The following is a 12,312-nucleotide window of genomic DNA, read 5'->3' on the forward strand; positions in this document are numbered from 1 at the left end:
AACTTTTATTGACACGTATTCCAAAGTAGTATTAGCAAAACTATATGACCGTAAAAATGCTCTTATTGCTGATGACATGCTTAATGATCAGGTAGTCCCTTTCTTTGAGCAGCAGGAACTTCGTTTACTCAGAATTTTAACAGACAGAGGAACCGAATACTGTGGAATAAGAGAACAGCATGAATACCAGCTTTATTTAGCCATTGAAGATAGTGATCACACAAAGACCAAGGCTAAAAGTCCCCAGACCAATGGCATTTGTGAACGTTTTCACAGGACGATACAGGACGATACAGGACGAGTTTTATGCCATAGATTTTAGAAAGAAAATTTACAGAAGTATTGAAGAACTGCAATTAGACTTAAACAGTTGGTTGTCCTATTACAACAATGAAAGAACGCATACTGGAAAACATTGTTATGGTAAAACACCGATGCAGACGTTTTTGGATAGTAAAACTATTGCAAAAGAGAAATTATTGGAAACTCTTGCAGTGGAACAAAAAATCCTTACTTCTCGAAGTAAGGATAATATTGAATAACTGATAATTATTTTAGCACTTAACGTCAGATTAAGTCGGGGCTATTACAATTAAATAAAGGCGATTTGTAGACCTACAGGTTTCAGCTTTTATTATTATTCGTTATAGATATGGGTATAAGATTCTCTACCTGCTCTATTTACAGACTGTATATCTTATATTTAGCCTTTTCTAATAACTTTAACTTCTGTAGTATTCTTAAAATATCTTAGAACTTAATAATGGTCTTCATTTTTTCTTGTTCTTCCATTACCAACTCATCATCCACTAAGATTTTCCCCGAATATTCATCAATGATAATTCTCTTTCGCTGTGCTATTTCCAACTGCTTTTGTGGAGGGATCGTAAAGTAGGATCCTTTTGCTGCTCCCCTCTCAATACCTACGACGGCCAAACCATTGGATGAATTGGTTCTAATCCTATTGTAAGAGGATAAAAGTCTTTCATCAATTTTTTCAGCAAACTCCTTAGATTTCTCCAATAAATATTCCTCTTCTTTTTGGGTTTCAGAAACCAAACCCTCCAGTTCATTTTTCTTAAAATTGAGATGATTGGTAAGACCTTCAATTTTAGCATTAACTTCCTCTAAAACCTGGTTTTTATGATCGATTTTTGCATTGAACTCCTTAATCTTCTTTTCAGCTAATTGAATTTCAAGTTCCTGAAATTCAACCTCCTTACTCAGAGCTTCAAATTCTTTGTTGTTTCTAACATTATCCTGCTGAGATTTATATTTTTCGATTAAATTCTGAGCATGACTTGCAGCTTCTTTTTTAGCTTTGATTTGATCGTGAAGATCTTTAATTTCATTGCTAAATTTAGTTGCTCTTTTATTAAGGCCTTCGATTTCGATTTCCAAATCTTCCACTTCAATAGGTAATTCACCTCTTGTATTGCGTATTTCATCAAGACGGGAATCGATGATCTGCAGATCGTACAATGCGCGAAGTTTGTCTTCTACACTAATTTCTTGTGCTTTTTTAGCCATATTTATAAGAAATAATTTACAGGATTGGTTTTAAAATTCGTCTTTAAGACTGCAAATTTAGTAAAATTTTCGGAGAAAAATTCATATAATTGCTCTACAACGAATCGCTCAGATTCAAAATGTCCAATGTCGGCTATTATTATTTTACTTTCTGCCAGAAAGAAATCGTGATATTTGATATCTGCGGAAAGGTATATATCGCAGCAGGCTGCCATAGCAGAGCCAATTCCAGAAGCTCCACTCCCCCCCATAACGCCTACCTTTTTTATCTTTTTATCCAATACTTTGGAATGGCGAATTACTTTTAATTTAAATTTTTCTTTTACCAAAGATAAAAAGGCTTCCGCTTGCATTTCCTCCTTTAATTCTCCATAATGACCTAAGCCCTGATAGAAATTGTCATTCTCAAGATGGTAAAGCTGATAGGCTATCTCTTCATAGGGATGTGCTTTTTTCATGGCTTCCAACACACGCTCCTTCTTATAATCTTCAAAAATAAAAGATAGTTGATACTCTTCCACATAGCTGCGCTCTGAGATACTACCAAGCCAAGGATTCGCTCCTTTAAGGGGGCGAAAACTGCCCTTACCTTTTGTTTTAAAACTACATTGATCGTAGAAACCTATATGTCCAGCTCCTGCCTCAAAAACCGCTTCTTCTAAAGCTTCTGCACGCTCTTGAGGGACATATACACTAAGATATAAAAGTTGATTCCGCTTAGGCATCAAAATTTTAAGATTTTCTAACCCCAACTCCGTAGCGATTCTGTGATTGACGCCCAGAAAATCGTTATCCAATGCCGTATGAATGGCATATATAGCTATTTTATGTTCGATAGCCTTTATTATACTTCTCTCTACATAATTCTTTCCCGTAAGAGATTTTAATCCAGAAAAAATAATAGGATGAAAGCAGATAATAAGATTGCACTTCCGCTCTATAGCTTCTTCCACGATCTCCTCTAAGGCATCGTGGCACAATAGTATTCCTTTCACTTCTCGATCAGGGTTCCCACATAACAATCCTACATTGTCAAAATCCTCAGCTTGTTGTAAAGCCCATTTTTTTTCTGTAATCCAAATAACTTCTTTAATTTTCATTATTAGATTTTTTAATATACCTACCTCCGCATATTTTCTTTATCCACTCTATGAAATTAGGCTACGAAGGTGTTCATTTTTATTAGAGAATGAAGACTCTATGACCAGCATCATCCCATATAGACTTTGCTTTTAGAATAAAAAGGGGCTACCTCCTTGAGATCGCCCCTTTTTATTTGTGTTATTTAGCTTTCACTAATTTCACTTCAAATATCAACCAGGCATTGGGTGGTATTACACCGCCTGCTCCTCGAGATCCATAGGCTAAAGCCGGTGGAATAAGAAAAGTAGCCTCTTCCCCTTCTTTCAACAAAAGAATACCTTCGTCCCAACCAGGTATAACGCGCCCAGTCCCGATAGGAAACTCTATGGGTTCATTTCTGGCAATAGAAGAATCAAAAACCTGTCCTGTGGTCAAAAGACCTGTATAATGAACAGCTACGGTATTCCCAGCTACAGGCTGGATCCCGTCAGTGGTTTTAGTGATTTTATACATTAAACCGCTGGCAGTGGTCATCATTCCCTCTTTTAACTTTTCAAGTTGTTTTTGGGCCTCTTCTTCCTGCTTTTGAAGATAAGCTTTATTGTTTTCAGCAATTTTGGCTTTTCCTTCACTAAAAACTTTCGCGGCATCGTAATCTTTATAGCCCTCTCCTTTAGTAAAGATGCTTATTTTTTGCAATACAACGTCAGTTTTGGGCTTGTCCTGAGGACCTTTTTCTACATTCGCAATCTCATCAATAACGTCCTCACCTTTTATTACTTTTCCAAATACCGTATGCTTCCCATCCAACCATGGTGTAGCTACCTCTGTAATAAAAAACTGAGATCCATTGCTATTAGGACCTGAGTTTGCCATAGAAAGAATTCCTTTTCCAGTATGTTGAAGGTCGTTTTTTTCATCATCGAATTTATAGCCAGGGTCTCCCATTCCTGTTCCCTTAGGATCTCCCCCTTGAAGCATAAAATCTTTAATCACCCGATGAAAAATAGTTCCATTATAAAAAGGCTCACCTTTCTTTTTAGCGCTATTTTCTATTTTCCCCTGAGCTAGCCCTACAAAGTTAGCTACAGTAACTGGGGATTCTTTATCGTTAAATTTAACTAGGATATCTCCTTTTGATGTTTTTAAATTCCCATAGAGTCCCTCCGGCAAATGATCATAAGTTGCTTGATCTAAATTGATTTCTTTAAAATCCAAAGTTTTACAGTTTAATAAGGTTAATAATACTGCACACAAAAATACGATTTTCTTCATAAAAGATAGGTATAGGTAATAAATTGAGTTTTCTAAATTGCTAAAATACATATTCTGAACCTAGCCCAAGTTAAAAGCTAAGTCCTGATATTAGTAATCCCGTATGGGCTTTCATTTCCAGAATAACATTAATTCCATCAAAATTTACCACAAAGTCAGAAGGTTTAAACTCAAAAACCTTCCCTTTAATAAATAGACCTGGATAATATTCTTTATTGAGATTGGTCTCAATATTCTTGATGGCACTGCTTTCCAGTTCTTTGGTAGGAATGGCGTATTCTTTTTCTATCATATTGATAATCTTATATTTGAAGAGGTAGAGTAACGCTTTTTGTAAAAAATTAGAGGTCTTAAGTTCATATTGAGTATTGGTGATCCTTATTTTTTTATCTTTAGCATCATAAATCGGAGTACCTGTAAGCGTGGATATTCCAGATACCGTTCCTTTAGTGGTGGCTTCTATTACTATTTTTTTATTTTTTTCATAGACTTTTATATCTTCTACTACAATTTTATAACTCCCTTCCCTAAAGGTGAAGGCTTTATGGAGAAACTGCTGCTCGGCCAGCTTTGTGGCTTCAGAAAAAGGAATATGGACCGTGGTCTGCATAATGAATACATCATCAATACTCGGTTTAGAAACAAAATTTGGAATAACCTTTACTGGAGTATCGGGCAGAGGAGGGTTTCCTGTAAACGTTTCTGAATATAAGTCGACCCCCAAAGTTACGGCAATTTGGTCGGCATACACTTTTAAGGGGGTTGCCGATAAACTTATAGGACTTATTTTAAGCCAAGTATTATATTCCTCTGCTATAGGAATAGGATTTATAAACTGATTCCAGGCTAATTTTAAATAAGGCTGCATATTCATTTTTTCGAGTACCTGTTGGTCTATAATTTTTGTGAATTTTTGCTGTTGCTGGATGAGAGGACTTTCTACAAAGGAAGTGATCGGTATTTTAACTTTACCATAATCCAATACAGGTTTATCTTTCCATACGAAACCTGCAGCTTGGGTTTGGGTATGTAGGGTCCAATTATTATTTAATCCTAACTTACAAATAAAATTCATGACCACACTAAAGTTGGTGGACTGATAGGTGTAATATCCTAGAGAGCCATAGCCTTTTTCAGCCCATATTTTTAAAGGAATGGAAATTAAAAGCCGGTTCTGCGTTAGGCCACGAACCAAGATATTTCCATCTTTTTCAACCTTGGTCTTAAACTGATCATTGTTATTGTCTACATAGGAATTATCCTCGTAGATGACGCCCTTAATGGTCTGGTTAATCACCCTGTTAATCTCCTGCATAGGAACGACGACAGGAATAGAAATGGAAGATTTTATTTTCGGAAAATCATAACCTATGGCCTCCTGACCAAAACTATAAATAGAAAACAGTAGCATTAAAAAGGAAGTTCTCATCTGTTAAAGATTATAAAAAGTAAATATAAATGAATTATAAATTTTCGAATCGCCTATTTCTCAATAGAGAATTCTCATAAAAAATGCTGATTTCAACAGCATGAAATCAGCATTTTTAGAGTTTATACCTTTATTTTTAGGCATCAATTTTAGCATAAACGGCATTTTTTTCTATAAACTCTCGACGTGGGGGTACCTCATCTCCCATAAGCATTGAAAAAACATTGTCTGCTTCCACGGCATTGTCTATAGTTACCTGTTTAAGAATACGATTCTCCGGATTTAGGGTGGTGTCCCAAAGTTGTTCTGGGTTCATTTCTCCAAGACCCTTATAACGCTGTACTTCTACCCCTTTTCCGTCTTTAGATAATTCCAAAGTAAGTTCTTCACGCTCCTTCTCATTCCATGCGTAAATTTTTTTGCTTCCTCTTTTCAAGAGATATAGAGGAGGTGAAGCTATATATACATATCCATTTTCTATAAGCTCTTTCATATACCTAAAGAAGAAGGTTAAAATCAGTGTGGAAATATGCGAACCATCCACATCGGCATCGGTCATAATGACAATTTTATGGTACCGAAGTTTGGCGAGATTTAAAGCTTTACTATCCTCTTCTGTTCCCACACTTACCCCTAAGGCCGTATAGATATTTTTAATCTCATCATTATCGTAAACTTTATGAATCATAGATTTCTCTACATTCAGAATTTTTCCTCTTAAAGGCAAAATGGCCTGAAACATACGGTCTCTCCCCTGTTTTGCTGTTCCGCCTGCAGAGTCCCCCTCTACCAAAAATATTTCGGATTCAACAGGATCTTTGGAAGAACAGTCCGATAGCTTTCCTGGAAGTCCAGATCCCCCCATCGGAGATTTACGCTGAACCATTTCTCTTGCTTTCTTTGCGGCTTGTCTTGCTTTTGCGGCTAAAACTACTTTTTGTACGATCTGCTTGGCTTCGTTTGGATTTTCTTCCAAAAAGTTGGAAAGCATCTCTCCTACAATCTTGTCTACAGCGCCGGAAACTTCCGAATTTCCCAATTTAGTTTTGGTTTGCCCTTCGAATTGAGGTTCCATCACCTTTACTGAAATTACAGCGGTAAGCCCTTCACGAAAGTCATCTCCGGTTACTTCTACTTTTTCCTTGGCTGGTAATCCGAGTTCATCGGCATATTTTTTTAAGGTCCTGGTTAGTGCTCTTCTAAAGCCTGCTAAATGAGTACCTCCTTCATGCGTGTTAATATTATTGACGTAGGAATGAAGGTTCTCCGTAAATGAAGTGTTATAGCGCATGGCTACCTCGACAGGAATATCGTCGCGTTCGCCCTCCATAAAAATCACGTGCTCCATAATAGATTCGCGATTTCCATCTATAAATTCTACAAATTCCTTTAAACCACCTTCGGAGTGGAAAGTCTCGGTTTTAAAATCTCCATTTTCTTCTGTATAGCGCTCATCGGTTAAGGTAATTTTTATACCTCTATTTAGATAGGCGAGCTCACGAAGTCTAGATGCTAAGGTATCATAATTGTATACGAGCTCTGCAAATATACTACTATCAGGCTGGAAAAATTGTAGTGTTCCTCTTTTATCGCTATGCCCTATTTTTTGTACTTCAGAAATGGCACGTCCCTTTTGATATTTCTGCTGATAAATATTTCCATCCCTGTAGACTGTGGTAACCATGTCTATAGAAAGAGCATTTACACAAGAAACGCCTACCCCGTGTAAACCTCCGGAGACCTTATAGGAATCTTTGTCAAATTTCCCCCCAGCACCAATCTTGGTCATCACCACCTCTAATGCTGATTTTTGTTCTTTCTCGTGGAAATCTACAGGAATCCCCCTCCCGTTGTCGCTTACTTCGATAGCATTTCCTTCTTTTATCGTTACTGTAATCGTGTCACAGTAACCCGCCAAGGCTTCATCTATAGAGTTGTCTACAACTTCGTATACTAAATGGTGTAAACCTCTTACTCCCACATCGCCAATATACATAGAAGGACGAAGGCGCACGTGCTCAATCCCTTCCAACGACTGAATACTACTGGCCGTATATTGCTTATTACTCATCCAAATCAAATTTTACAATAACTACAAATATAGGAATATTTAAGCAATTACAGGGATAGAAAAATATTAAAAATAATATCTCCTCACCAGCAGATTGAGGTTTTATAAGCATGTGAAATTAAAATGAAGAACCGGGCTATTCGGAAAAATAATGCGTAATTTTGACATGTCAAAACGTTAGTTGAATGGATGATTTTATAGCGGCTCGATCTCAAATGGCCATGTCATTGGGGTTTCACATTATTTTTTCATGTATTGGAATGATTATGCCTTTTTTAATGGCATATGCCCACTGGAAATACCTAAGGACCGGAAATGAGATTTACAAAGGGCTTACTAAAGCTTGGAGCAAAGGAGTTGCTATACTCTTTGCTACTGGCGCTGTATCCGGAACCATGCTTTCTTTCGAACTCGGTCTCTTATGGCCTAAATTCATGGAACATGCAGGCCCTATTTTTGGGATGCCTTTTTCTCTAGAAGGAACCGCTTTTTTTATAGAGGCGATTGCTTTAGGATTTTTCTTATATGGTTGGGATCGGTTTAACAAATGGTTCCACTGGTTCTGTGGGGTGTTGGTGGGCATGAGTGGACTGGCTTCTGGGATTTTAGTAGTAGCAGCAAATGCATGGATGAATAGCCCTAGGGGCTTTGATTATATTGATGGGCAATATTTCAATATAGACCCTATCGCGGCTATGCTAAATGAAGCATGGTTTCCACAGGCCTTTCATATGATTATTGCGGCCTTTTGTGCTACGGGCTTCACGGTAGCAGGTATTCACGCTTACCTTATTACCAAAAATAAAAATACCGCATTTCATACCACCGCTTTTAGAATTGCCGTTGGCTTTGCTCTTGTAGGGGCTTTTGCAGCACCTCTTAGCGGTGATATAGCCGCAAGATCAGTTACCAAACGTCAGCCTATAAAATTGGCGGCTATGGAAGCTCATTTTGAGACCGAAAAAGGAGCTTCTTTTATTATTGGAGGAATTCCCGATGTAGACTCTCAAACCGTAAAATATGGGATAAAAGTGCCAAAACTATTAAGTTTTCTTGCAAAAGGTGATTTTAATGCCGAGATAAAAGGCCTTAATCATTTCCCAAAGGATGTTTGGCCCCCTGTGGTTATTACCCATTTCGCCTTTCAAATCATGATATTCTTCGGTATTTTAATGGTACTTATCGGTATTCTCTATCTCTACGCCTATTTCTTCCGGCCAAACTGGTTGTATAAAAATTGGTTGCTCAAAATATTTGCCTTAGCTTCTCCTTTTGGTTATATAGCTTTAGAGGCGGGCTGGACTGTTACTGAAGTCGGCAGGCAGCCTTGGATTATCTATGGTATTATGCGTACGGTGGATGCAGTAACCCCTATGCCAGGTATACAGTATTCTTTTTATTTTTTTAGTGCTATCTTTCTCACCTTATCTGTAATTCTTATATTCCTAATTTGGCGACAAATAAAAATGGTACCTCGACTTTACGATCCAACAGATCCTTTGTTTAATCAGAAAAAATCCTAAAGATGATTTATGTTGTAATTGGTTTTCTTTGGCTTTCTATCTGTCTTTATCTTATTTTGGGCGGTGCCGATTTTGGTGCTGGTATTGTAGAACTGTTTACCCATAAAAATGCTAAGGCTAAAACTAGCAAAATCATGTATGAGTCGATTGCTCCAGTATGGGAGGCGAACCATATGTGGCTCATTATTGCTATTGTGATTATGTTCGTAGGTTTCCCCAAGATTTATTCTTTTATGTCGACTTATCTCCACATTCCTTTAGTGCTGATGTTGGTGGGTATCATCGCCCGGGGAACGGCTTTTACTTTTAGGCACTACGATGCTATTGAAGATAAATGGCAAACTCTATATGCAAATATCTTCTACTATGCGAGTTTATTAACCCCATTTTTTTTAGGTCTTATCGCTGCGGCTACCGTATCCGAATCTATTAATCCGAATGCAAAGGGTTTTTTGGATTTGTATATTTATGGCTGGTTGAACATATTTGGCTTTTCGGTAGGATTATTTACAGTTGCTATTTGTGCTTATTTGGCCTCCATATTTTCATTGAGAGAAACCACTAATAAGTCCGATCTCTACTTAATGATTCGTAAAACTAAGCAAATGATGCTTTTTGTAGTCATCTCAGGTGCAGGTGTGTTTTTGACTGCTCATTTTTCCGATATACCATTGATTTACTGGGTGTTCTCTAAACCTTTGGGCATAATAGCGATCTCTTTGGCTACTCTGGCTCTTATGATTATCTTTTACTGCATAAGGAAAGAAAAATTAATGCCTGTACGAGTGCTTGCGGGTTTACAGGTTGTCATGATATTAGTCGCAGCAACTTATCAGCATAATCCCAATATTATATTATTAGCTGATGGGAATTATATTTCATTAATGGAAAATGCAGCCCCTTTAAAAACACTCAATGCTTTAGGCTGGGCTCTTATTCTGGGCTGTGTTTTTATTTTACCTTTTCTTTTTTATCTTATGTATTCCTTTAGTAAAATGAAAAAATAACGAATTGCTGTATCAGACTATAAGTGGCATATAAAGTGTTACACAGACAAAACTTTTTATAGACGCTCAAAACAGGCTTGCGTAATCGTATAAACAGTCCTTTTAATCATGCTTTTAGAAGTAGCTTAACTGTTGCAAATGGAAAAATAAAAGGCTTTACCGTAGCAATTATAATAATTTTAAAATTAAGTATATAGATTTTATTTATTAAAAAATATTTTTTAATAGAAAAATGCATTGTACTTTTGTACCATTCAACAGGACAATCAATCATTATTAATAAATTAAAAACATAAAAAATTATGGCATTAGTAGGAAAACAATTCCCCAATGTAACAATAGATGCAATCTCGGATATGGGGGACAATCTAAAAATCAACATTTTTGAAGAAGCAGTAAATAAGCAGAGTAAAGTATTATTATTCTGGTATCCTAAGGATTTCACTTTTGTGTGCCCTACGGAACTTCATGCTTTTCAGGAAGCTCTTGAGGAGTTTAAGAAAAGAAATACTTTGGTCATAGGTGCTTCTTGTGATACCAATGAAGTACACTTTGCCTGGTTGAATACCCCTAAAGATAACGGTGGTATAGAAGGCGTGACTTACCCTATTTTAGCGGATACCCACAGACATCTTTCTTCTCTTTTAGGAATTTTAGATCAAGATGTAGATTACAATGATGAAACTGGAGAAGAGGTGTATTCAGGAGGTAATGTTACTTATAGAGCTACTTATTTAATTGATGAAACCGGTAAAGTTTTCCATGAAAGCATTAACGATATGCCACTAGGGAGAAACGTGCAGGAATATCTGAGATTGATAGATGCTTATACACACGTACAAAAACACGGTGAGGTATGCCCGGCTAACTGGGAAGAAGGTAAAGATGCGATGAATGCAGACAGAAAAGGTGTAGCTGAATATCTGAGCAAACACTAATAATTGTAAAAATAAGAATGTGATAATGAGTCAAAAGAAATTAGCTTTTGCTAATTATCACATTTTTTAACCCAAAAAATAAAGCCATGTTTATAGAACTAACCGAAGACAATTTACAGGAAATTGTAGATAATCATGCTAAAGTTATGGTACAATACGGTGCTTCATGGTGCGGTAATTGTAGGATAATGAAGCCGAAATTTAAGAAATTGGCATCTGAAAATGAAGATATTCCTTTTTATTATGTAGATGCAGAAAAATTTCCGGCATCCAGAAAATTAGCAAAAGTAGACAATTTACCCACTTTTGCGGCTTTTCAGCAAGGGGAACTAAAAAATCAGATTCAGACCAATAAAACTGAAGTTTTGAATGACTTATTTAACGAAATTAAAGGCTAAAAGATGAAACTTCCTATTATTAGACAATTTTATCAGAATTGCTCTGCAGAGCAGTTACAGGTTACTCTAGAGGTACTGGAAAAGTTTATTGAATTCCGAGGCATTTCGGATGAAGATGTGGATGTCATTGGAGAGCTTATCACGAATATTTGTGGTGCACAAGAAGTGGGCGACCTTGTGAAGTCGGGCACTTCTGAAAAAGATGCACTGAATGGATTTGCTCAAAAAGTGATGGGCAGTATTGATCGTTAAAATAGCCCCTAGTGGGCTATTTTTAATTCTTTATTTAAGAAATATTATCGCGGGTATCAATAGCTCCGTTTTCACTCGAATTCATTGAACTATGAGTAGGTAAAGTCGAAAAATTTGCGATATTTATAGATTTTGTTATTACAAAAGGATGGAGCATTTCGTGAAAAAAGCATCATACACAAATCCTTAGTCAGAAGGATCAATAATCTATTTTAATAGCTTTACATAAAATATTGGAGGGGGGCTGTTTATTCCAAAGCCTATTAAATTCTTCTTTACTGATAAAATCTGATTCTTGGAAATCAAGATCCAAAGGGTTGATCACATAAAAAGAAATCACCTTGGCGCGGATTTTCTAGTGTTAACAATACAACACGCCGGTATTGGGAAAATGAATATAAAACAGTAGACTCTCTTGCTCCCAATACTTTTTTATAAATAATTCTTGCATATATTATTGGGTTTACAAACTTCATAATTGTCAGACGCAGACCTTGGGCAATATCTACTATAAAAGCAAGGGGCATTCATGCAATATAACAATGCTATTATTAACTGGAACACTTGCTCTAAAAATTCACCTCGCCCCTATTGAAAGTCTTTATTTTTTTATTTTTGATATTGAAGTTGTTTAAACTTATTTACACAAAAAGAGTTCCGAGAAAAATAGCAATTTTGTATTGCACATCAAATAACTAATAATCTGGAACTCATCAGCAAAGATAAAATAGAACAATGGATTTTACCTCATTTAAGCAAAGGAAAAAGAGGCTTTTCGACGAGATATGATCTGGTAAAAATAATTC

General features: G+C 36.4%; 10 protein-coding genes and 1 pseudogene. 6 read left to right on the plus strand and 5 right to left on the minus strand.

The annotated features are described in order from the left end of the window. Window positions 1-542, plus strand: a pseudogene (locus GNY06_RS01260) (integrase core domain-containing protein); the annotation flags it as partial. A 208-nt stretch (window positions 543-750) separates the two neighbouring features. On the opposite strand, the gene GNY06_RS01265 reads toward GNY06_RS01260, so the two are convergent. The 5 genes from GNY06_RS01265 to gyrB form a co-directional block, all read right to left on the minus strand. Continuing rightward, the gene (locus tag GNY06_RS01265) at window positions 751-1,530 is read right to left on the minus strand and encodes a zinc ribbon domain-containing protein (RefSeq protein WP_166518451.1); all 780 of its coding nucleotides are present in this window, start codon (window positions 1,528-1,530) and stop codon (window positions 751-753) included. Between the two features lie 2 nt (window positions 1,531-1,532). Then, entirely contained in the window at window positions 1,533-2,630 is a 1,098-nt protein-coding gene (locus GNY06_RS01270) for a Nif3-like dinuclear metal center hexameric protein (protein ID WP_166518452.1), read from the minus strand. 181 nt (window positions 2,631-2,811) lie between these two features. Further along, window positions 2,812-3,888, minus strand: coding sequence for a peptidylprolyl isomerase (locus GNY06_RS01275; RefSeq protein ID WP_166518453.1), 1,077 nt, complete (start codon window positions 3,886-3,888; stop codon window positions 2,812-2,814). Between the two features lie 70 nt (window positions 3,889-3,958). Next, on the minus strand, window positions 3,959-5,317 hold the full coding sequence (locus GNY06_RS01280) for a DUF4403 family protein (protein WP_166518454.1): 1,359 nt from the start codon (window positions 5,315-5,317) through the stop codon (window positions 3,959-3,961). Between the two features lie 136 nt (window positions 5,318-5,453). Further along, window positions 5,454-7,388, minus strand: a complete 1,935-nt coding sequence (gene gyrB / locus GNY06_RS01285) for a DNA topoisomerase (ATP-hydrolyzing) subunit B (RefSeq protein WP_166518455.1) — start codon at window positions 7,386-7,388, stop codon at window positions 5,454-5,456. A 185-nt stretch (window positions 7,389-7,573) separates the two neighbouring features. Here gyrB and GNY06_RS01290 point away from each other — a divergent pair, with 185 nt between their 5' ends. The 5 genes from GNY06_RS01290 to GNY06_RS01310 all read left to right on the plus strand — a co-directional run bounded on the left by GNY06_RS01290 (window position 7,574) and on the right by GNY06_RS01310 (window position 11,506). Then, entirely contained in the window at window positions 7,574-8,911 is a 1,338-nt protein-coding gene (locus GNY06_RS01290; protein ID WP_166518456.1) for a cytochrome ubiquinol oxidase subunit I, read from the plus strand. A 2-nt stretch (window positions 8,912-8,913) separates the two neighbouring features. Further along, window positions 8,914-9,918 (plus strand): cytochrome d ubiquinol oxidase subunit II, encoded by a 1,005-nt coding sequence (locus tag GNY06_RS01295; RefSeq protein ID WP_166518457.1) that lies wholly within the window; start codon window positions 8,914-8,916, stop codon window positions 9,916-9,918. A 302-nt stretch (window positions 9,919-10,220) separates the two neighbouring features. Next, entirely contained in the window at window positions 10,221-10,856 is a 636-nt protein-coding gene (locus GNY06_RS01300) for a peroxiredoxin (protein WP_166518458.1), read from the plus strand. Window positions 10,857-10,942: 86 nt separating this feature from the next. Further along, window positions 10,943-11,254: a thioredoxin family protein gene (locus tag GNY06_RS01305; RefSeq protein WP_166518459.1), complete on the plus strand. Its 312-nt coding sequence runs from the start codon at window positions 10,943-10,945 to the stop codon at window positions 11,252-11,254. A gap of 3 nt (window positions 11,255-11,257) precedes the next feature. Continuing rightward, window positions 11,258-11,506: a DUF6952 family protein gene (locus tag GNY06_RS01310; RefSeq protein WP_166518460.1), complete on the plus strand. Its 249-nt coding sequence runs from the start codon at window positions 11,258-11,260 to the stop codon at window positions 11,504-11,506. Window positions 11,507-12,312: the final 806 nt, after the last annotated feature.

Source organism: Elizabethkingia argenteiflava (assembly GCF_009904105.1).
GTDB classification, from domain to species: domain Bacteria; phylum Bacteroidota; class Bacteroidia; order Flavobacteriales; family Weeksellaceae; genus Elizabethkingia; species Elizabethkingia argenteiflava.